This window comes from Bradyrhizobium shewense, from assembly GCF_900094605.1.
In the GTDB taxonomy this organism is placed as follows: domain Bacteria; phylum Pseudomonadota; class Alphaproteobacteria; order Rhizobiales; family Xanthobacteraceae; genus Bradyrhizobium; species Bradyrhizobium shewense.
This window is the reverse complement of record NZ_FMAI01000012.1, coordinates 168,046-187,471: the sequence shown is the minus strand read 5'-3', so window position 1 is coordinate 187,471 and position 19,426 is coordinate 168,046. Positions and strand designations below refer to the sequence as shown.

At 65.2% G+C, this 19,426-nt stretch carries 18 protein-coding genes; 8 read left to right on the top strand and 10 right to left on the bottom strand.

Annotated elements, in window-relative coordinates; translation table 11 throughout:
• The first annotated feature begins 62 nt into the window (after nt 1–62).
• Nucleotides 63–2,342: a fused MFS/spermidine synthase gene (locus tag GA0061098_RS23280; protein ID WP_091961655.1), complete on the top strand. Its 2,280-nt coding sequence runs from the start codon at nt 63–65 to the stop codon at nt 2,340–2,342.
• A gap of 145 nt (nt 2,343–2,487) precedes the next feature.
• Here the strand turns inward: GA0061098_RS23280 and GA0061098_RS23275 are convergent, their stop codons facing one another.
• Nucleotides 2,488–3,483 carry a glycerophosphodiester phosphodiesterase gene (locus GA0061098_RS23275; RefSeq protein ID WP_091961651.1) on the bottom strand — a complete coding sequence of 332 codons (996 nt, stop codon included), beginning with the start codon at nt 3,481–3,483 and terminating at the stop codon, nt 2,488–2,490.
• A gap of 130 nt (nt 3,484–3,613) precedes the next feature.
• Between GA0061098_RS23275 and GA0061098_RS23270 the strand changes: the two genes are divergently transcribed.
• Nucleotides 3,614–4,876, top strand: coding sequence for a hypothetical protein (locus GA0061098_RS23270; RefSeq protein ID WP_165637547.1), 1,263 nt, complete (start codon nt 3,614–3,616; stop codon nt 4,874–4,876).
• A gap of 2 nt (nt 4,877–4,878) precedes the next feature.
• Here the strand turns inward: GA0061098_RS23270 and GA0061098_RS23265 are convergent, their stop codons facing one another.
• Nucleotides 4,879–5,673, bottom strand: a complete 795-nt coding sequence (locus GA0061098_RS23265) for a L,D-transpeptidase (RefSeq protein WP_208610672.1) — start codon at nt 5,671–5,673, stop codon at nt 4,879–4,881.
• A 304-nt stretch (nt 5,674–5,977) separates the two neighbouring features.
• Between GA0061098_RS23265 and GA0061098_RS23255 the strand changes: the two genes are divergently transcribed.
• A complete protein-coding gene (locus GA0061098_RS23255) occupies nt 5,978–6,304 on the top strand; it encodes a hypothetical protein (RefSeq protein ID WP_091961637.1) in 327 nt (108 codons plus the stop codon).
• Between the two features lie 103 nt (nt 6,305–6,407).
• Here the strand turns inward: GA0061098_RS23255 and GA0061098_RS23250 are convergent, their stop codons facing one another.
• Nucleotides 6,408–7,169, bottom strand: coding sequence for an ABC transporter permease (locus GA0061098_RS23250; protein ID WP_018322533.1), 762 nt, complete (start codon nt 7,167–7,169; stop codon nt 6,408–6,410).
• Nucleotides 7,166–8,089: an ABC transporter ATP-binding protein gene (locus tag GA0061098_RS23245; protein ID WP_091961634.1), complete on the bottom strand. Its 924-nt coding sequence runs from the start codon at nt 8,087–8,089 to the stop codon at nt 7,166–7,168. The genes GA0061098_RS23250 and GA0061098_RS23245 overlap by 4 nt, the downstream gene beginning before the upstream one ends.
• 276 nt (nt 8,090–8,365) lie before the next feature.
• Here GA0061098_RS23245 and GA0061098_RS23240 point away from each other — a divergent pair, with 276 nt between their 5' ends.
• Complete coding sequence (locus GA0061098_RS23240) at nt 8,366–9,085, top strand: hypothetical protein (RefSeq protein ID WP_091961630.1); 720 nt, start codon at nt 8,366–8,368, stop codon at nt 9,083–9,085.
• Between the two features lie 28 nt (nt 9,086–9,113).
• Here GA0061098_RS23240 and GA0061098_RS23235 read toward each other — a convergent pair whose 3' ends face one another.
• Both GA0061098_RS23235 and GA0061098_RS23230 read right to left on the bottom strand, forming a co-directional pair.
• Nucleotides 9,114–10,292 (bottom strand): cytochrome P450, encoded by a 1,179-nt coding sequence (locus GA0061098_RS23235; protein ID WP_091961916.1) that lies wholly within the window; start codon nt 10,290–10,292, stop codon nt 9,114–9,116.
• 14 nt (nt 10,293–10,306) lie between these two features.
• On the bottom strand, nt 10,307–11,515 hold the full coding sequence (locus tag GA0061098_RS23230) for an ABC transporter substrate-binding protein (protein WP_091961627.1): 1,209 nt from the start codon (nt 11,513–11,515) through the stop codon (nt 10,307–10,309).
• Between the two features lie 100 nt (nt 11,516–11,615).
• Here GA0061098_RS23230 and GA0061098_RS23225 point away from each other — a divergent pair, with 100 nt between their 5' ends.
• Nucleotides 11,616–12,110 (top strand): MarR family winged helix-turn-helix transcriptional regulator, encoded by a 495-nt coding sequence (locus GA0061098_RS23225; RefSeq protein ID WP_091961624.1) that lies wholly within the window; start codon nt 11,616–11,618, stop codon nt 12,108–12,110.
• 179 nt (nt 12,111–12,289) lie between these two features.
• On the top strand, nt 12,290–13,231 hold the full coding sequence (locus GA0061098_RS23220) for a LysM peptidoglycan-binding domain-containing protein (RefSeq protein WP_091961621.1): 942 nt from the start codon (nt 12,290–12,292) through the stop codon (nt 13,229–13,231).
• A gap of 45 nt (nt 13,232–13,276) precedes the next feature.
• Here GA0061098_RS23220 and GA0061098_RS23215 read toward each other — a convergent pair whose 3' ends face one another.
• Both GA0061098_RS23215 and GA0061098_RS23210 read right to left on the bottom strand, forming a co-directional pair.
• Entirely contained in the window at nt 13,277–14,350 is a 1,074-nt protein-coding gene (locus GA0061098_RS23215; RefSeq protein ID WP_091961617.1) for a tartrate dehydrogenase, read from the bottom strand.
• A gap of 21 nt (nt 14,351–14,371) precedes the next feature.
• The gene (locus GA0061098_RS23210; protein ID WP_091961613.1) at nt 14,372–15,670 is read right to left on the bottom strand and encodes an MFS transporter; all 1,299 of its coding nucleotides are present in this window, start codon (nt 15,668–15,670) and stop codon (nt 14,372–14,374) included.
• Nucleotides 15,671–15,825: 155 nt separating this feature from the next.
• Here GA0061098_RS23210 and GA0061098_RS23205 point away from each other — a divergent pair, with 155 nt between their 5' ends.
• Both GA0061098_RS23205 and GA0061098_RS23200 read left to right on the top strand, forming a co-directional pair.
• Nucleotides 15,826–16,743 carry a LysR substrate-binding domain-containing protein gene (locus tag GA0061098_RS23205; protein ID WP_091961609.1) on the top strand — a complete coding sequence of 306 codons (918 nt, stop codon included), beginning with the start codon at nt 15,826–15,828 and terminating at the stop codon, nt 16,741–16,743.
• A gap of 35 nt (nt 16,744–16,778) precedes the next feature.
• Nucleotides 16,779–17,603, top strand: coding sequence for an aspartate dehydrogenase (locus GA0061098_RS23200; protein WP_091961606.1), 825 nt, complete (start codon nt 16,779–16,781; stop codon nt 17,601–17,603).
• 4 nt (nt 17,604–17,607) lie between these two features.
• Here the strand turns inward: GA0061098_RS23200 and GA0061098_RS23195 are convergent, their stop codons facing one another.
• Both GA0061098_RS23195 and GA0061098_RS23190 read right to left on the bottom strand, forming a co-directional pair.
• Entirely contained in the window at nt 17,608–18,912 is a 1,305-nt protein-coding gene (locus GA0061098_RS23195) for a PQQ-dependent sugar dehydrogenase (protein ID WP_091961602.1), read from the bottom strand.
• A gap of 143 nt (nt 18,913–19,055) precedes the next feature.
• Nucleotides 19,056–19,265 (bottom strand): hypothetical protein, encoded by a 210-nt coding sequence (locus tag GA0061098_RS23190; RefSeq protein WP_091961599.1) that lies wholly within the window; start codon nt 19,263–19,265, stop codon nt 19,056–19,058.
• Nucleotides 19,266–19,426 lie beyond the last annotated feature (161 nt).

Below are 19,426 nucleotides of genomic sequence, written 5' to 3'. Positions count from 1 at the left end.
AGGCGCCTTGTGCTCCATTGCGCGCGCCCGGCGCCCGCCGGGGAATGTAGGCTGGAGCTTCCATGGATTCGATCGTGCAACCTGCCGCCACGGAGCAGCCGTCGTCCTCGCGCAACCGGCTGCTGCTGACGGTCTACACCGCTGCGATCTTCGTCAGCGCGCTGCTGCTGTTCTCGGTGCAGCCGCTGTTCACGAAGATGGTGCTGCCGCGGCTCGGCGGCTCGCCGGCGGTGTGGTCGGTGGCGATGGTGTTCTTCCAGTCGCTGCTGCTGGCGGGCTACGCCTATGCGCATCTGTTGATGCAGACGAAGAACCGCATCGTGCCGGTGGCGGTGCATCTGGTGCTGCTGATCGCGGCCTTCGTGACGCTGCCGCTCGGCATTGCCTCGGCCTATGGCGATCCGCCGGCATCCGGCTATGCGTTCTGGCTGCTCGGACTGTTCGTGGTCTCGATCGGCCTGCCGTTCTTTGCGCTCGCCGCCAACAATCCGCTGCTGCAGGCCTGGTTCGTTCGCACCGGCCATCCCGCTGGGCACGATCCCTATTTCCTCTACGCCTCCTCCAACATCGGCAGCTTCCTGGCGCTGCTGTCCTATCCGTTTCTGCTGGAGCCGATGTTCACGCTGCATGCGCAGAATCGGTTCTGGACCGGTGGCTATGGCCTGTTGATCCTCCTGATCGCCGCCTGCGGCGTGCTGTTGTTGCGCTCGCCGAAGCTCGCGATGGCCGATGCGCGGACCGAGGATGCCAATGCGCCGGCGCCTGATATCGTGACGCGGCTGCGCTGGATCTTCCTCGCCGCGGTGCCTTCGGGTCTGCTCATCGCGGTCACCGCGCACATCTCGACCGACGTCGCCGCGGCGCCGTTGCTGTGGGTGCTGCCGCTGTCGCTGTACCTGCTCACCTGGGTCGTGGTGTTCCAGTCGCGGCCGCTGCTGCCGCACAAATGGATGTTGATGCTGCAGCCGGTCGCGATCGCGGGCGTCATCGTCCTGCTCGCCTTCGGCGGCGAGCAGAATTTGCTGCTGACTCTCGGCGGCCATCAACTCTGCTTCTTCGTCATCGCCATGGCCTGCCACGGCGAACTGGCGCGGACGCGGCCGGCGGCCAAATATCTCACCGGTTTCTATGTCGCGCTGTCGTTCGGCGGCATGGTCGGCGGTCTCTTTGCTGGCCTCGTTGCTCCCTTCACCTTCTCGTGGATCGCCGAATACCCGATCCTGATCGCGTTTGCCGCGCTGTGCCGGCCGTCCGCGAACGAGCGTCTCGCCGGCATCGTCAAATGGTATTGGCTGGTGCTCGCCGCGCTCGCGGTGGCGCTCGTCGCGCCGTCCTTTACCACCGGCAGCCCCTCGACCTGGCTTGAGGATCACCGCGTCTGGGTCGCCGGCGCCGTCGGCGTGCTCGCCGCGCTGCTGGCGCTGGCGCTCAATGCCGGCCGCTGGAAGATCTTTGCCACCGTCGCGCTCGCGCTGGCATTGATCCGTGTCTATCCGGCAGACGAGGGCCGGGTCACGACGGTGCGCAGCTTCTTTGGCGTGCACAAGATCGTGGTGACGCCCGGCGGTTATTTCCATGTGCTGATGCACGGCACCACCATCCACGGCGCCGAGCGGTTCCGCAACAATGACGGCACGCCGGTCACCGGCCGGCCCGAGCCGATCACCTACTATCACAAGGACGGCGGCATCGGTCAGGCCGTCAGCGCGATCCGCGAGCGCAAGGGCGGGCCGCTCAAGGTCGCCGCGATCGGCGTCGGATCGGGCACGCTCGCCTGCGCCGCCGAACCTGGCGAGGACTGGAAATTCTTCGAGATCGACCAGTCGATGGTGGACGCCGCGCGTGACCCCAAAAATTTCCGCTACATCTCGAGCTGCCTGCCGGACATGACGCCGGTGATCGGCGATGCGCGCCTCACCTTCGCAAAGGAGCCCGACGGCGCCTACGACCTCATCATCGTCGATGCCTATTCGTCGGATGCGATCCCGATCCATCTCGCCACCGAAGAGGCAATGAAGATCTACAAGGACAAGCTCGCCCCGCACGGTGCCGTGGTGATGCACGTCTCCAACCGGCATCTCGATCTCGAGACCGTCGTGGTCGGCATTGCCGACGCCAACGATCTCAAGAGCTGGGTCTTCAACGAGGATTCGGGGCGCGATGGCGACTACATCTTCTCGACCGACGTCGTCATCTCAGCGCGCGAGGAGGCCGATGTCGGCAGGCTCGCGTCCTCGAAGGTCTGGGAGCAGACCGAAGCCGACGACAGGGTGCGGGTCTGGACCGACGACTATTCCAACATCCTGGGCGCGTTGTACCGGCGTTTGAAGAATGGAGAGTAGGGCGACACGACAACCGTCTCCGTGCCCCGGACGCAGCGCAGCGCTTCTTCAGCAGTGCGCTGCAGAGCCGGGGCCCAAACTTTGGGGCCCGGCTCTGCGGAGCAGCGTTTGCACGCTGCGCCACATCCGGGACACGAGACTGGAGTTACGGCGCGACCGGCGTCCCCGCCGGTAGCGTAATTCCCTTCTCGCCGGCAACCTCGCGCAGCAGATCGGGCCTGTCGGAAATGATCCCGTCGACGCCGAGCTCCATCATCCGCGCCATGTCTTCGCGCTTGTTGACCGTCCACACCACGACGCGTAATCCGAGCTCGTGGGCTTCGGCGATGAGTGCGGCGGTGACATCGCCGAAATAGGGCGACCAGACTGCGCCGCCCGCCGCCTTGATCGTCCGTGGCAGCGAGCTGCCGTGATCGGCCGGGCTGAAGCCTGCCGTCCAGTTGGTGGCTTTGTCCAGCACGACTGTCTGGCCTGTGCCGCGCTGGAGCGTCAGGTACACCGTCGGTATCTTCGGCGCCTGCTGCTGGACGAGCTGCAGGGTTCTCCAGTCGAAGGACTGGATCATAACCCTGTCGGAAAAGGTTTCGGCCTCGATCAGTCCCAGCAGCTTCGTGACAAAGGCTTGCGGATCGAGCGTCTCGTCCGGGCGATTCGGATCGATCTTGGTCTCGATGTTAAAGCGCACACGCGAGTTGCCGGATTTCCGTACCAGCGCGAACAGCTCGCTCAGGGTGGGAATGCGTGTCCCCGGCACGGCGCGCTGGTCGGGGAATTGTTTCGCATAGGCACTGTCCGGCCGGATCTGGCCGACGTCATAGGTCCTGACCTCGTCCAGCCGCAGTTTTACCAAGGGCGTGCCGGGCGGGGTAATGTAAGTCCCGCCAGCACTGCGCGCGAGATCCGGATTGAGCCCGCGTTCATGCGAGACGACGACCTCGCCGTCCGCTGTTACGCCGACGTCGAGCTCCAGCGTGTCCACGCCCATCGACAGCGCGTTGGCGAAGGCGGGCAGGGTGTTTTCCGGCACCAGCGCTCGCCCGCCGCGATGCGCCTCGATATCAAAGGCCATATCAAGAGCCATGGCTTGTCCTGCGGTGAGAACCGAGAGCACGGTCAGGATCGTCGCGGCACGTGACGGCATCGGGGATCACAGCGCTCGTGAAAACAGGAGCTTATGAAATCTTTGCGCGTTTCGTCCAGTCTCGCGGTTGACGGCGGCTGCGGAAGGCGGAAACTGCGCCTCAAAAAGCAATGATACGGGAGCCACTCACATGCGGCTTGTCTTCATCGGAGCGATGGTGGTTCTCATGGTCGGTCAGGCGGCAGCCAAGGATGTGCTTTCGGGCGCGAGTCTCTATGAAGACGTGGCGCGCTATGCCTCCTTCGGTCTGCACCGTTTCGGCTCTACCGGCGATCACGCGACCGCCGACTGGATTGCCGGCGAGATGAAACAGGCGGGTTTCGATGTCAGCTTCCAGCCCGTCGTGCTAGGCCGGCAATATGTCGTCGAGCAGGCCAGCGCCGAAGCCGTCGGCACGATTGTCGAGGCAACGCCATTCTGGTGGCCGCCGGAGGACCGGGCGAGCTTCCACCTGTCGGCGCCGCTCGCACGCGATGGCGATGTCGCCGGCAATATCCTCTGGTTGGAGCTGCCATTCGATCGCGGCGCCTATCTGGGGCCGGCCCATCGCGCGGCCATCGCTGAAGCGGCGGCGAAGAAGCCGGCAGCGATCCTGCTGATGATCGGCAATCCCGCCGACGATCGCTTCGCTTACAACGTCACGCAGGAGGATGTGCCCTGGCCGATGCCCGTGATCGTGGTCGGCGCCAGGTCGAAAGCGACGTTCGGGCGCGCGCTCGCCGATGGCGCGGCCGTCAGCTTCGACGTCAAGGGCCACTACGAACGCGATGTCACCGGCCGCAACGTCATCGCCGAGACCGGCGCCGGCCGCGGGCCGACCGTCGTGGTCTCCACGCCGATGACCGGCTGGTATAGCTGCGTCTGCGAGCGCGGCCCCGGCATTGCCAACTTCCTCGCGCTGGCGCGCACCGTCGCCGCCGAGAAATGGCCGGCGCATTTCGTCTTCGTCGCCACCGCCGGCCACGAGATCGGCCATGGCGGCATGGAGTTGTTCCTGAAGCACGGCGCGCCGGCGCCGAAGGACACGCTGGCGTGGATCCACTTCGGCTCGTCGAATGCGTGCTACGGCTTTGCGGAAGGTGCGCGCACCGATCGGCCCGAGGAAGAACGCTATCTCGTGCTCAGCAAATCCGCGGTTGCGCTCACCGATGAGGCCTTTGCCAAGGTCGCGGCAAAACGCCTAGTGACGGAGAAGCAGGCGGTCGGCGAGCTGCGTGACGTGCACGCGGCGGGCTACGCCAACTTCCTCGGCATGGCCGGCCGCCATCGCACCTTCCACACGCCCTCGGACGATCTCGCAGCGACCGGGCCCGAGATTCTCGAGCCGGTCGCACGCGCCTTCGTCGATGCTGCGCGAAAGATCGTGGAACGCGGCGACGCCGCGTTCAGATAGCGTCAGTTCTGGTAGTAATAGCCGCGCGGCTGGTAAACCTGCCGCGGCTGCGGCTGATAGGAATAGCCCTGCTGGCCGGAGCCTTGGTCGTAATAGGGACGCGGCTGCTGCTGGTAAACCTGCGCATCATAGAGCGGGCGTGTGCCGCGCGGTGCCGGATACCGTGCGCCGGTGTCGCTGCCGTCGGCCGGATAGATGTAATTGTCGTCCTGCGGCATGTAGCGGCGGGCGGGCTGCGCCGGCGGCGTCAGGTTCACGGGATCGCCCGTGGTCGCGTACTGCTCTTCGGCTGGCTGCTGCGGCGCGCGGGCGACTGCATTGTTGGTGCGGCCGCGCGGATTGCGCGCCAGCGCCACCTGCGCCGAGCCGGTCAGCGTCACCGTGGTGTTGAGCACGCCCTGCTGCTGCACCAGCGCGTAGAGCGTCGTGGCATTCTGGCGCGACAGCCGCACGCAGCCATGGGACGCCGGCGAGCCGAGACGGCCGACCGAATCGGTGCCGTGGATGGCGTGGCCGACCTTGGTGAAGAAGATCGCGTGCGGCATCGGCGCGTCGTCGAATTCCTTGGAGTAGTGATCCTCTTCCATCCGGAAGGTGCGGAATGCGCCGTTCGGCGTTTCGCGCGAGGGGATGCCGGTCGACACCGGCCAGTGATACCGCGCGACGCCGTCGACTGCGACGGTCATCTGCTGATTGTCCTTGTCGACGGTGATCTCGACCTTGGCCTCCGCGCTGCCTGCGCTCAAAAGCATCAGTGAGGTGAAAGCGATAAAAAATGAACGCATCTGGAAACGCATTTGAATCTTGGCCTCCGGCCTGTTCACGCTAGGCGCCGCGGCTCTCCGTCCCCGGCGTGCAATATGCCTGGAATCCGGCTTTCGTTCCAGCGGCCTGCCTGCCCATCGTTAACGCGGCGCCGGGCGTAAGCAAGGCCGCTTTGTGCCGCGCCGCGCGCGGTGGCGCTGACATTTTCGCGAGCGGTGCGCCGTTCACAACGCCGACAATTCGTCACAAAGGCGCAACCATTTGGCCCTCCGGTGCGTTGACGATCACCTACCGCGACAGGCGGCGTTCGCCGCCATTCACCCTTTGGGATCGAAGATGAACAAAGCCCGCATCGCCGCCGCGCCGTCGCCGGCCGGTTCAGCCGTCCGCCTGGCGTTCGCAATCGCCGCCATCCTGCTCGCGCTGTTGGCGCTGCCGCAAGCCGGCCACGCCCAGGGCATCGTCCGCGGTGCCCAGGAAGGCTCGTACGAGGGCAATCGGATTGCCGGCCCCGTGGGCGGTGCGGTCGGAGGCGTCGTCGGTGCCGGCGTCGGCGGCGCCGTTGGTGCAGTCGAGGGCGTGCTCGGCATTCCCCATCGTCACTACCGTCACCGCTGCCACGGCTATTACGACGGCTATCACCGATTCCATTGCTATCGGTAACGTGCCGTAGCCCGGATGGAGCGCAGCGCAATCCGGGGCCTTTCATGCTGCGGAAAGGCCGTCCCGGATTACGCTTGCGCTCCATCCGGGCTACGAAAGCCAATCAATTCTTCAGCCGATACCCCGTCCGAAAAATCCACCAGATCACGACGAGACAAATCACCAGGAACGCCAGCGTCATGCCGACGCTGACGGACATGCTGACGTCGGCGATCTCGTAAAAGCTCCAGCGGAAGCCGGAGATCAGATAGACGACCGGGTTGAGCATCGCCACCGTGCGCCAGGTGGGCGGCAGCATGTCGATAGAATAGAAGCTGCCGCCGAGGAAAGTCAGCGGCGTCACCACCAGCATCGGGATCATCTGCAGCTTCTCGAAGCCGTCGGCCCAGATGCCGATGATGAAGCCGAACAGGCTGAACGTCACCGCCGTCAGCACCAGGAAGGCCAACATCCAGACCGGATGATGGATATGCAGCGGCACGAATAATCCGGCTGTCGCGAGGATGATCAGGCCCAAAATGATCGACTTGGTCGCGGCGGCGCCGACATAGCCGAGCACAATCTCGAAATAGGAGATCGGTGCCGACAGGATCTCGTAGATCGTGCCGGTAAATTTCGGGAAGTAGATGCCGAACGAGGCGTTAGCGATGCTCTGGGTCAGCACCGAGAGCATGATCAGGCCCGGCACGATGAAGGTGCCGTAGCTGACGCCCTCGACCTGGCTGATGCGCGAGCCGATCGCGGCGCCGAACACCACGAAATAAAGTGAGGTCGAGACGACCGGCGAGACGATGCTTTGCAGCAGCGTGCGCCAGGTGCGTGCCATTTCGAACAGATAGATGGCGCGGATGGCGCGGTGGTTCATGACGTCCTCACGAGATCGACGAAGATGTCCTCGAGCGACGATTGTGTCGTGTCGAGATCGTTGAAGCGGATGCCGGCGGTGCGGAGATCGCCGAGCAGGCTGGTGATGCCGGTGCGCTCGCCCTTGGTGTCGTAATCGTAGACCAGCGTCGCGCCGGCATCGCAGAGCTCCAGCTCGTAATGCCCAAGGCTCTCCGGCAGCGCGTCGAGCTTGCCCTGCAGATGCAGCGTCAGCCGCTTCTTGCCGAGCTTCTGCATCAACGTCGCCTTGTCCTCGATCAGCACGATCTCGCCCTTGTTGATGACGCCGATGCGGTCGGCCATCTCCTCGGCTTCCTCGATGTAATGCGTGGTGAGGATGATGGTGACGCCGGACTGCTGGAGGGTGCGCACCACTTCCCACATGCCCTTGCGCAGCTCGACGTCGACGCCGGCAGTGGGCTCGTCCAGGAACAGGATCTGCGGCTCGTGCGATAGCGCTTTCGCGATCATCACGCGGCGCTTCATCCCGCCGGAGAGCGTGATGATCTTGTTGTCCTTCTTGTCCCACAGCGAGAGGTCCTTCAGCACCTTCTCGATATGGTCAGGATTCTTCGGCTTGCCGAACAGGCCGCGGGAGAAGCTCACGGTCGCCCACACGCTCTCGAAGGCGTCGGTATGCAGCTCCTGCGGCACGAGGCCGATCAGCGAGCGCGCCTTGCGGTAGGAGGTCTGGATGTTCTCGCCGCCGACCAGAACCTTGCCTTCGCTCGGGTTGGCGATGCCGCAGATGATCGAGATCAGCGTGGTCTTGCCGGCACCGTTCGGGCCGAGCAACGCGAAGATCTCGCCCCGCTTGATGTCGAGATTGACGTTCTTGAGCGCCTTGAAGCCGGACCCATAGGTTTTCGACAGGTTGGCGACGGAAATGATGGAGGACATGAGGGCCGGTAGGGCTGGGGAGGGGAGGCTGGAACCTGCCGGGAACGGCGGGTCAGCGGAGCCCTGAGATAGGGATGCCTTTGCCGGGCCGCAATTGGCGAGAGAAAAATGGTCTCAAAACAGGCCCTTCGGTGGCAGGTTTCGGGCAGGTGTTGCGCGATGGTCACGGACTGTGGCTAAGATTGCCATTCACGCGGCTCTTTGTTGCGTCTGCGAGCAGGCCATGGCTACGATTCCGGCCAATCGCAAAGCGTATTGTCCCCAGGGAAAACACCGATGAGACCGAACGGCCGTCACACCGCCGGCGCCAGCCAGTTGTCCGCCCTCCGTGTATGGGCGATCTGCCTGCTCCTGCTGTCAGCTGTTGCCATCAGCCCGACCACGGCACGGGCGGCCCCGAGCCAGGCCCAGGTCGCGACCACGCATGTCTATCTGCTCCGCGGCGTGCTCAACATCTTCTCGCTCGGCCTCGACACGATCGGCGCGCGGCTCCAGGCGCAGGGCATCCCGGTGACGGTCGCCAACTTCGTCTCGTGGTCCTCGCTCGCCGATGAAGCCGCGACCGCCTACAGGGCCGGCCGGCTCAAGACCATCGTCCTGGTCGGCCATTCCTCCGGCGCGACCGCGCTGCCGGACATGATCGCGAAACTCAACCGGCTCGGCGTGCCCGTGAAGCTCGCGATCGGCCTCGATTCCGTGTTCAAGACCAAGCTCTCGACCGGCGCCGAGCGTTACATCAACATCTATATCGGCGACGGCCCCGGCGAGCCGGTCAAGCGTGCCGATGGTTTCCGCGGCAAGCTCGACAATGTCGACGTGCGCGGCACCGGCGTCGGCCACATCTCGATCGACAAGAACGAGGCGATCCAGCGCCGCGTCATCGCCGAAATCGACGCCGCCATCATGCGCTCGCGCGCGCCGGCGGTCCCGGTCGCCGAACCCGGCGCACCGCGGCAGGCGCGCTCGGCGGCCGCAACGGCGCCGGCAAGGAACTGAGCCGTCGCATCCTCCCGCGTGATGCCGCCTAAGCGGGCGTCACGCGGACCGGCATGCTCTCCAGCCCGCGCAGGGAATTGTTGAGCCTGCGTTTCGGCTCCGCGGTGAGCTCGATGGTCTTCACGCGCCTCGCAAGCTCGCTGAAGATCAATTCGCCTTCCAGACGCGCGATCATCTGACCGACGCAGGCGTGGATGCCTGCGCCGAAGCCGACATGGCCGGTCGCGGTCCGTTCGACCTCGAAGCGATCGGCTCCGTCCCATCGGGCCGGATCGCGGTTGGCGGAGGCCATGAACAGCAGCACCTTGCGTTGTGCCGGGATCACGCCGCCGCCGATCTCGACGTCGCGCGAGGTGGTGCGAAAGAACGTCTGCACCGGTGAATCGTAGCGCAGGCCTTCCTCGAAAGCGTTGCGCGCCAACTCCGGCCTGTGGTGGAGCTTGCGGTATTCATCCGGATGGGTGGCGAGCGCGAGCAGGGTGTTGCCGATGCCGTTGACGGTGGTGTCGATCCCGGCGGTGAGGAACGGCCGCACCAGATGCGTCGCCTCGTGCTCGGTAATCTCGCCGTCGTCGGCCGCCTGGTAGATCATCATGCCGAGGCTGTCGGGCCGCAACGCATCGCGTGCGCAGCAGTCCATGATCCAGCTCTGGGCGGCGAGGCCGGCCTTGCGCGATGCCGCCAGCATCTCGTTCTCGGGGCCAAAGCTGTCGAACACGAATGTGCTCCAGGCCAAGAGCTTCTCGCGGCCGTCCGGCCGGATGCCGATCGCATCGGGAAACACCTTCATCGGATAGGCTTCGGCAAGATCGGTGACGGCATCGAACGTGCCTTTGTCGATCAACTCCGAGACTTTCTTCTCCGCCTCCTGCTGAAACGTCTCGCGCAGCTTCCTCGCGATACCCGGAGACAGCGTGCGGCCGAGGACCCGCCGGCCTTTGTCGTGATCGGGCGGATCGATCTGGAGCGTCAGCGGCTTTGGCAGCGCAGGGTTCATCCCGTTGAGCCCGACGCCCTCGCCACTGATGAACGTCTTCCAGTCCTTCAAGGCCGGCTCGACCTCGCCATAGCCGGCCATCGCCCACACGCCGTAACGCTCCAGCGCGAACACGGGCCCGAGCGCGCGGAGCGCCTCATAGGCAGGATAGGGGTTCAACAGGAAGTCAGGTGCAAACGGGTCGACCTGACTGGAGGCGATGCCGCTCATGGTCAGCTCCGCTTCTATGGCTTGCTGAGCGGGCACTGGCCATCGCTCTCCGAGCGGAACGCGTCCTCGCCCTTGATGGTGGCGACGACCTTCAGCAGATCCCACGCCGAGGTCGATTCCTCCGGCGACTTGACCTGCAACAGGTAGAGCGGGTGGATCTTGCGACCGTCCTTGCGGATATAGCCTTTGCCGAACAGAACATCGTCGGTCGGCATCTCCTTCATCGCGGCGACGACGGTCTTGCCATCCTTGGCGCCTCCGACCTTGTCGACCGCCTTGAGATAGTGAATGACCGAGGCATAGACGCCGGCCTGCATGTCGTTCGGATAGGCTTTTGACGGAATGCGCTCGGCGAAGCGTTTGGCGAAAGCGCGCGTGCCGTCGTTCAGATCCCAGTAGAACGGGTTCATGATCTGCGCGCCTTGCGCGAATTTCAGGCCGAGGGCGGGAAGCCCGTTCATGCCGAGGATCAATCCGACCAGCTTGTGGTCCTTGGTCAGCCCGAACTCGGCGGCTTGCTTCATCGACGTGATGGTGTCGTCACCGGCATTGGCGAAGCCGACGACGTTCGCGCCCGACGCCTGGGCCTGTAGCAGGAAGGAGGCGTAATCGGCCGTTCCCAGCGGATGCCTCACGCTGCCGAGCACCTCGCCGCCGGACGCTTTCACCGCCTCCGCAGCCTGCTTTTCCAGATCGTGACCGAAGGCGTAGTCGGCGGTGATGAAGAACCATTTCTTGCCGCCCTGCTGCACGATCGCTTTGCCGAGACCGCGTCCGTAGGCATAGGTGTCGTAGGTCCAGTGCACGGTGTTCGGCGTGCACTTCTCGCCGGTCAGCAGCACCGTTCCGGCACCCGATCCGACGAACACCTTGTTCTTCTCGGCGCTCATGCCGGCCACCGCGAGCGCGATCGAGGAGTTCGGAAGGTCGAAGATCGCATCGACGCTCTCGTTCTCGTACCAGCGGCGAGCGATGCCGATCCCGATGTCGGTCTTGTTCTGGTGATCGGCTGCGACGACCTCCACCGGCTTGCCCGCGGCTTTTCCGCCGTAGTCTTCGACGGCCATTTTGGCGGCAACGACCGAGCCGATGCCCTGGTAGCTCGCGAACGGACCGGACTGGTCGTTCAGGATGCCGATCTTCACGACGTCCTGGGCAAACGCCGGCGCCGTGGCGAGCGTTGCGGCCAAAATGCACAATTTGTGCAGGAATTTGCTGTTCATTGTGTCCCTCCGATAGGCGGTCTTGGTGCCGCTGAATAATAGTTATATTTTATAGCTATTTTTGAGAGTGTCAATTCGGCCGTCCCTGGGATTGAGAATCATGAGCCCGAAGCCTCTAAGACCCGGGGCCAAATCCGCTCCGCAAAAGTCCGCTCAGCAGACGGAGAAATCCCTGGACCTGCGCGCGCTCCAGCGCACCCCCGGCTTCATGCTGCGCCTGGCGCAGCTGAAATTCTTCGAGGGTTTCTACGAGGAGTTCGCCGCCTTGGGCCTGACGCCCGCGACCTATGCGATCTTCGCCGTCATTCGTGACAACCCCGGCGTGCCGCCGAGCAGCCTCGCCAGCCTGCTGCGGCTGCGGCTGCCGAACCTGATCAAGATCCTGAACGAGCTGGAATCATCCGGCTTCATCAGGCGCAACCGCTCGAAGTCCGATCGCCGCGCCGTCGAGCTCATGCTCACGCCAAAGGGCGCAAAGCTCATTGCGGAGGGTGCAAGGCTGACGGAGCCCTATAATCGGAAGATGCTGGCGCCGCTCAGCGAGGCCGAGCAGCGCACGCTGCTCGAATTGTTGAACCGGATGCTGCCATTTTAGCCATTCGCGAGCGAGGATGAGGCCAATCGTCGCAAAGCCCGGTCGCGCCGGCAGGCGTGCGGTGGGAGATCGCGCCCGGAGGGGATGGAGGCCGGTTCCGTGCCCCAAATTCCACCCAATCGGCCGTCACTAAGCCCGCGAGGGAGGTGATCGCCTCCCGTGGCGGGACTGCTGGACTGATGATTGATTTGAGGCGACTAGTCGCGCTGGCAGCCGTTGCGCTGCTCGTCCTGAGCCCCGGCATGGCCGCCGCCTCACCTGCCAAGTCCAAGGCCACCGCGGCCGCACCCGCCGCGCCGCCGCCGCCGCCGTTCGAGCCGTTGCCGCCGCCGAAAATCTACCTGTTCCGCGGCGCCATGGGGCCTATCTTCTCGACCGGCATGGACCGGCTCGGCGAGAAGCTGACACAAGCCGGCTTTTCCGCCGATGTCTATGAATTCACCCTATGCCGGTTCATCGGCAGCCGCGTCATCGCCAGCTACAAGGAGAAGGCGGCGCCGATCGTGCTGATCGGGCACTCCATGGGTGGTCTGTGCTCGATCGTCATCTCCGAGATGGCGGCCAAGGAGAGCATCCCGATCAGCCTCGTCATCGCCATCGATCCCGCGCATGCGACCGGCGACGTGCCGCTCAATGTCGAGCGCTTCATCAACATCTTCCTGTCCGATAGCGTGCTCGGCGGCGGCGACGTCGTCGCGGTCCCCGGCTTTCGCGGCCATTATGCGAGCTACGACCTCAAGGAAAACGCGCGCGTCTCCCACATCAACATCGAGAAGTCCGACGATATCCATCGCCAGATCGTCGAGATGGTGACGCAGTTGCCGCGCATTCCGCCGCAGACCCAGGCCGGTGCCGTGCCGCTGCGTTATCTGGTGCCTCCGGATACGCTGGTCGAATTGTGGGATAGCGGCGTGCGGGTGCCGGTGCGCCGCGGCGACACCATGGAGAGCATCGCTGCAGCCAATCGCGTGCCGCTGTGGACGCTCGCGCAGAGCAACTCGCTTGCAGAGAACGCGCAGCTTACGCCCGGCCAGACCATCATCGTGCCCCGGCATCTGACACCGCCCGAGCCTGCGGCCGCGATGGTGACGCCGCCGCCGGCTCCGGCGAAGCGGAAGTAGGGACGTTCTCCGCCTCTCCCCGCGTGCGGGGAGAGAGGGGGAGAGCTACAGGTTCGACCCGTTGATCGCGTCGATCACGGCGTCCGTCACTTCCTTCGTCGTCGCCTTGCCGCCGACATCAGGCGTCAGCACGCCCGCTGCGCAGACGCGCTCGACCGCCGCCATCAGCCTTGAAGCGGCGTCCTTCTCGCCGAGATGCTCGAGCATCTGCGCGCCGGTCCAGAACGTCGCGACCGGATTGGCGATGCCCTTGCCGGTGATGTCGAAGGCCGAGCCGTGGATCGGCTCGAACATCGAGGGGAAGCGGCGCTGCGGATCGATGTTGCCGGTCGGCGCCACGCCGAGGCTGCCGGCCAGCGCGCCGGCGAGGTCGGAGAGGATGTCGGCATGGAGATTGGTCGCGACGATGGTGTCGAGGCTCCTCGGATGCAGCGTCATGCGCACCGTCATGGCATCGACCAGCATCTTGTCCCAGGTCACATCGGGGTATTCGCCGGCGACCTCGGCCGCGATCTCGTCCCACATCACCATGCCGTGGCGCTGCGCGTTCGACTTGGTCACGACGGTCAGGAATTTACGCGGGCGCGATTGTGCGAGCTGGAACGCATAGCGCATGATCCTGGTGACGCCGACGCGGGTAAAGACCGCGACTTCGGTGCCGACCTCTTCCGGCAGGCCCTTGTGGGCGCGGCCGCCCATGCCGGCATATTCGCCTTCCGAGTTCTCGCGCACGATCACCCAGTCGAGATCGCCGACACCGACATTGCGCAGCGGCGAGGCGACGCCGGGCAGGATCTTCGTGGGGCGCACATTGGCGTATTGGTCAAAGCCCTGGCAGATCGGCAGCCGCAGGCCCCACAGTGTGATGTGGTCGGGCACATCGGGCGCGCCGACCGCACCGAAATAGATCGCGTCGAACTTCTTCAGCTCGGTGAGGCCGTCCGCCGGCATCATCACGCCGTGCTTCTTGTAATAGTCCGAGCCCCAGTCGAACGTCCTGACGTTGAAGGCAAGATCGCCGCTGCGTTTGGCCAGCGCCTCCAGCACGCGGACGCCGGCCGAGATCACCTCGGGGCCGATGCCGTCGGCGGGAATGGCTGCGATCGAATGGGTGCGCATGAGAATGCTCCGTTTGGGATGTCAGTGGGTTTGCGGGACGGGTTCGACGGGCGCGATTTTCACCCGTGACAATAGCAAAGTGAGGGCCGCGGAGAGAACGAGCAGGCCGGAAACGAAGTAAAGCCCGCCGACGAAGCTGCCGGTCTGGTCCTTGATCCAGCCGATCATGGCGGGGCCGACGAAACCGCCGAGATTGCCGATCGAGTTGATGGTGGCGATGCCGGCCGCGGCGGCGGGGCCGGACAGGAACAGCGTCGGCATGCTCCAGAGCGGCGGCTTGGCAGAGGAGATGCCGATATTGACGAGAGCGAGCGCGAGCAGCACCGCGACCACGCCGGTCGCAAGTCCGGCATAGGCAAGGCCCGCGGCAGCGATCAGGCAGGCCCACACCACGTGCCAGGTGCGCTCGCCGGTGCGATCCGAATGCCGCGCCCACAGGATCATGGCGATGACGGCTGCCGTTGCCGGCAGCGCATTGAGGAAGCCAACCTGGAGCGAGGACAGGCCGAACTGCTTGATGATTTGCGGCGCCCAGACGCCGAGCGTGTAGAGCCCGGCCGAGGTGCCGAAATAGATCAGCGACAGTGCCAGCACGCGCGGATCGGCAAGCCCGCGCCAGATGCTGTGGCTCGCGGTCGCGGCCTTGCTGGTGGTCTCCAAATTCATGGTCTCGACCAGCCAGCGCCGCTCGTCCTCGGCAAGCCATTTCGCCTTCTCGGGGCGGTCGGTGAGGAAGCCGAGCACGACGAAGCCGAGCACCACGGCCGGGAGCGCCTCCAGCACGAACAGCCATTGCCAGCCCTTGAAGCCGAGCAGTCCGTCCATCTCCAGCAGCGCACCTGATATCGGTGAGCCCAGCACGGTGGAAAGCGGCGCAGCCGCCATGAACAGTGCGGTCACCGCGGCGCGCTGGCGCGCCGGGAACCAGTAGGAGAGATAGAGGATGATGCCCGGGAAGAAACCGGCTTCGGCGACACCGAGCAGGAAGCGAAGGATGTAGAAACTGGTTGCGCCCTGCACGAAGGCCATCGCGGCCGAGACGAGGCCCCAGGTGATCATGACCCGCGCGATCCAGATCCGCGCGCCGAGCTTGTGCAGGATGATGTTGGAGGGCACCTCGAACAGGAAATAGCCCCAGAAGAAAATGCCGGCGCCGAAGCCGTAGACCGCGGGCGACAGGCCGATGTCTTTGTTCATCGTCAGCGAAGCGAAGCCGATGTTGACGCGGTCGATGAAGGCCACAAAGTACAGCAGCATGATGAAGGGAACGATGCGCCAAGTGATCTTGCGCAGCACGCGCGTCTGAATCTCGCTTGTCATCCCTGCCTCCCTCGAGTTCCGGTTGTTGTTGTGAGGCGGACCGAAAGGTCCACGCCGGCCATGAGCCTAGGTTGGGGGAGGAGGCATACTCAATCGGCGCTGGTTTATACAAAAAAATGATATAATCAGGTCGGTGCGAGACGAGAGGACGGTATATGGAATTGCATCAGTTGCGATGCTTCGTGGCGACGGCCGAGCAGCTGCATTTCGGCCGCGCGGCGCAGCAGCTCCAGATGCTGCCTTCCGCGCTGGGCCGCCAGATCAGGCTGCTGGAGGAGGATCTGGGAACGCGGCTGTTCGCGCGGACGACGCGTGCGGTGTCGCTCACCGAGGACGGCGCAACCCTGCTGCGTGATGCCCGCGCCATCCTTGCCCGGGTCGAGGCGGTCGAGAGCAATCTGCGCAACCGCTCCCGGTCGGGGACCGCGCGGCGGCTCCGGATCGGCGCCATCGACAGCGCAGCCGCCGGGTTGCTGCCGACGCTCTTGCGCGATTTACGCGCCAAGCATCCTGACATCGGGGTGCAGCTGCTCGAGGACAAGACCGTCCGGCTGCTGCCGAAGATCCTGACCGGCGCGCTCGATCTCGCCTTCGTTCGCCCGCCCGATCGTGCGGACAAGCGGCTCGAATTCCGCGATCTGCTCCAGGAGACCGCGATCGTGGCGTTCCCGCAGCGGCACGCGCTGGCGGCGCGCAAGTGGGTCACGCTGGCCGACATCGCCGACGAGGCGATGCTGGTGCCGGACCGCCGCTCGCGGCCGCATAGCCATGATCTCACGATCAAGCTGTTCGAGCAGGCAGGCCTGACGCCGCGCATCGTGCAGGTCGCCGACGAGAAGCAGACCATCATCAACCTGGTGGCCACGAAGCTCGGCGTTGCGATCGTGCCGCGCTGGACCACGCGCATGGCGGTCACGGGCGTGCGCTTTGTGCCGTTGCGGCCAAGGCAGAGCGGGCCGGTCGGCCGGCTGCCGCTCGCCGCCGCGTGGCTGTGCGGCTCGCGCGATCCGGCCCGCGATGCCATGCTGGCGGTGCTCGAGGCGCGGCTGCGCAGCTATGCGCGTGAGGCGTGAGGCGCTATGACGGAAGCCCGGGAAAGGCGAGTGCGATGACTGAACAGAGAGCTTCGAGCGAGTTGCGGGTCGCCATTGCCGGGCTGGGCTCTATCGGCACGAAGATCGCGACCGCGCTCGATCAGGGCATCGAGGGGCTGGCGCTGTCGGCCGTGGCCGTGCGCGATCCCGCCAAGCATCAGACCTTCATCGGCGGTCTGCGTCATCCGCCAAAGATCCTGCCGATCGATCAGCTCGGCGAGGTCGCCGATATCGTGGTCGAGTGCGCACCGAGCAGCCAGTTGCGCGCTATCGTCGAGCCTGCGGTGAAGCGCGGCAAGGCGGCGGTCGTCGTCAGCGTCGGCGGATTGCTCGACAATTTCGATCTCATCGATCTCGCGCGTGCCAATGGCGGCCGCATCATCGTGCCGACCGGCGCGCTGATCGGGCTCGATGCCGTCAACGCCGCTGCAATCGGCACCATTCATTCCGTGAAGATGGTGACACGCAAGCCGATCGACGGGTTGAAGGGCGCGTCCTTCATCGTTCAGAACAAGATCGATATCGACAATCTGCGCGAGCCGCTGAAACTGTTCGAGGGCAGCGCGCGCGAGGCGGCGAAGGGCTTTCCGGCGAACGTCAATGTCGCCGTTGCGTTGTCGCTGGCGGGCATCGGGCCTGATCGCACCGAGATCCAGGTTTGGGCTGATCCAACCGTGACGCGCAACGTTCACCGCATCGAGGTCGAGGCGGATTCGGCCCGGTTCTCGATGGGCATCGAAAACATCCCGTCCGAGAATCCCAAGACCGGGCTGATCACCGCGCTGTCCGTGATTGCGCTGCTGAAGAAGCAGCGCGCCACGCTGTGTGTGGGGACGTGATCCTTTACGCGCCCGTGACGCGCCAGATCACGTTGCCGACGTCGTCGGCCATCAGCAGTGATTTCTTGTCGGGGCCGATCACGACGCCGACCGGGCGGCCGTAGGATTCCTTCTCGTCCGGGGACAGGAAGCCCGACAGGATGTCGCGACCGGGGCCGGACGGCTTGCCGTTCTCGAACGGGATGAACACCAGCTTGTAGCCGGACAGCGTGCTGCGATTCCACGAGCCGTGCTGGCCGATGACCATGCCGTCGGGGAAGCCCGGCAGCGTGCCTGCGGGCATCCAGCACAGGCCGAGCGAGGCGGTGTGGCCGCCGAGCGCGTAGTCCGGTTGAAGCGCCTTGGCGACCATCGCAGGATCCTGCGGCACGCGGTCGTCCACCGTCTTGCCCCAATAGCAATAGGGCCAGCCGTAGAAGCCGCCGTCGCGCACCGACGTCAAATAATCCGGCGGTGTTTCGTCGCCGAGCCCGTCGCGCTCGTTGACGACGGTCCAGAGCACACCCGTATTCGGCTCCCACGCCAGCCCGACGGGGTTGCGCAGGCCCGCGCCGAAAATGCGGTGCGTGCCGGCAACGAGGTCGAGCTCGTACACCGCGGCGCGGCCTTCCTCGACCTCCATGCCCATCTCGGCGATGTTGCTGAGCGAGCCGACGCCGGCATAGAGCTTCTTGCCGTCGGGGCTTGCCAAAAGACTGCGGGTCCAGTGTCCGCTTGGCTTGAACGTCGTGAGCCGCTTGCCCGGCGCAGTGATGCAGTCGGCATTGGTGACGTAAGGAAACGCCATCACGCCGTCGGTGTTGCCGACGTAAAAAGTGTCGCCGACCAGGGCCATGCCGAACGGCTGGCTGAGGTTCTCCATGAAGGCGCCGCGGTGCTCGGCGACGCCGTCGCCGTCCTTGTCACGCAGCAGCGTGATGCGGTCAGCGGACACGCCGAGCGCCGCGGCGCGCCGCATCGTTGCCTGCATCGCGTAATGAAACACGCTGCGCGGCGCGCCCGCGATCTGCGTCGCCTCCGCGATCAGCACATCGCCATTGGGCAGCACTTCGATCCAGCGCGGATGGTCGAGCCCGGTCGCGAACGCGTTGACCTTGAGCCCGGGCGCGACCGTCGGCTTCTGGCCCTCGCTCCAGCCGCGCGCGGTCGGCATCTTCAAGGTCGGGATCGCGCCTTGCGGCTTCGCCTCGGGAATGGCGGGCTTCTCTCCCCAGGCCGGCGCAGGCACGGTGCCCGACAGCTTCCGCCATTGCAGCGCGATGCCGCCGAGAAGCGCAACGAACTGCGCAAAGATGCTGGAAAAGGTCATGAGAGGGCCCCTGTTTGCGCGCGCATCCAACTGGCTGACGGGGCGGACGTCAACCTGTGCGGGGCGCCGGCCGGGCCTATTCCCATGGAATGGCAGCCGATCGATTTTGCATGGGACGAACGCCGACGGCCTTTGCCCGGAGATCAGCGAGGGAGTTGCCGCTCAAGCCGCCGCGCCGCGCGAAAATCATCGAGGTGATGAATGTTCGGCACCAGCGCGGCCTCCTTTGACAGCAGATGATAGACCCGCGCCACCGTGCGCTGCTTCTGCTTCGGCCGCCCACGCGGCAGCGCCCGCGCCTTGCGGACGGCGGTGATCGCATGCTCGCGAAAATAATCGTAGGCGTCCGACATGGCGCAATGCTCGCGCTGGTGGCAGCTGTCGAGGGGTAACGGGCTTGGGGAGGCGCGGTTCCTAGATGGGTCAGATCGTGCGCTCGTGCCCCGGACGCAGCGCAGCGCGCCTTCGCGGTGCGCTGCAGAGCCGGGGCCCATCTCACCGCGCACTGTGTCGC

Bases quoted from the DNA above. Each gene is read 5' to 3' on its own strand.
- GA0061098_RS23270 (WP_165637547.1), top strand. From the start codon at position 3,614: ATGCGGCTTGTCTTCATCGGAGCGATGGTGGTTCTCATGGTCGGTCAG.
- GA0061098_RS23280 (WP_091961655.1), top strand. From the start codon at position 63: ATGGATTCGATCGTGCAACCTGCCGCCACGGAGCAGCCGTCGTCCTCG.
- GA0061098_RS23225 (WP_091961624.1), top strand. From the start codon at position 11,616: ATGAGCCCGAAGCCTCTAAGACCCGGGGCCAAATCCGCTCCGCAAAAG.
- GA0061098_RS23230 (WP_091961627.1), bottom strand. From the start codon at position 11,515: ATGAACAGCAAATTCCTGCACAAATTGTGCATTTTGGCCGCAACGCTC.
- GA0061098_RS23215 (WP_091961617.1), bottom strand. From the start codon at position 14,350: ATGCGCACCCATTCGATCGCAGCCATTCCCGCCGACGGCATCGGCCCC.
- GA0061098_RS23210 (WP_091961613.1), bottom strand. From the start codon at position 15,670: ATGACAAGCGAGATTCAGACGCGCGTGCTGCGCAAGATCACTTGGCGC.
- GA0061098_RS23200 (WP_091961606.1), top strand. From the start codon at position 16,779: ATGACTGAACAGAGAGCTTCGAGCGAGTTGCGGGTCGCCATTGCCGGG.
- GA0061098_RS23190 (WP_091961599.1), bottom strand. From the start codon at position 19,265: ATGTCGGACGCCTACGATTATTTTCGCGAGCATGCGATCACCGCCGTC.
- GA0061098_RS23275 (WP_091961651.1), bottom strand. From the start codon at position 3,483: ATGCCGTCACGTGCCGCGACGATCCTGACCGTGCTCTCGGTTCTCACC.
- GA0061098_RS23205 (WP_091961609.1), top strand. From the start codon at position 15,826: ATGGAATTGCATCAGTTGCGATGCTTCGTGGCGACGGCCGAGCAGCTG.
- GA0061098_RS23255 (WP_091961637.1), top strand. From the start codon at position 5,978: ATGAACAAAGCCCGCATCGCCGCCGCGCCGTCGCCGGCCGGTTCAGCC.
- GA0061098_RS23235 (WP_091961916.1), bottom strand. From the start codon at position 10,292: ATGAGCGGCATCGCCTCCAGTCAGGTCGACCCGTTTGCACCTGACTTC.
- GA0061098_RS23195 (WP_091961602.1), bottom strand. From the start codon at position 18,912: ATGACCTTTTCCAGCATCTTTGCGCAGTTCGTTGCGCTTCTCGGCGGC.
- GA0061098_RS23220 (WP_091961621.1), top strand. From the start codon at position 12,290: ATGATTGATTTGAGGCGACTAGTCGCGCTGGCAGCCGTTGCGCTGCTC.
- GA0061098_RS23240 (WP_091961630.1), top strand. From the start codon at position 8,366: ATGAGACCGAACGGCCGTCACACCGCCGGCGCCAGCCAGTTGTCCGCC.
- GA0061098_RS23245 (WP_091961634.1), bottom strand. From the start codon at position 8,089: ATGTCCTCCATCATTTCCGTCGCCAACCTGTCGAAAACCTATGGGTCC.
- GA0061098_RS23265 (WP_208610672.1), bottom strand. From the start codon at position 5,673: ATGCGTTTCCAGATGCGTTCATTTTTTATCGCTTTCACCTCACTGATG.
- GA0061098_RS23250 (WP_018322533.1), bottom strand. From the start codon at position 7,169: ATGAACCACCGCGCCATCCGCGCCATCTATCTGTTCGAAATGGCACGC.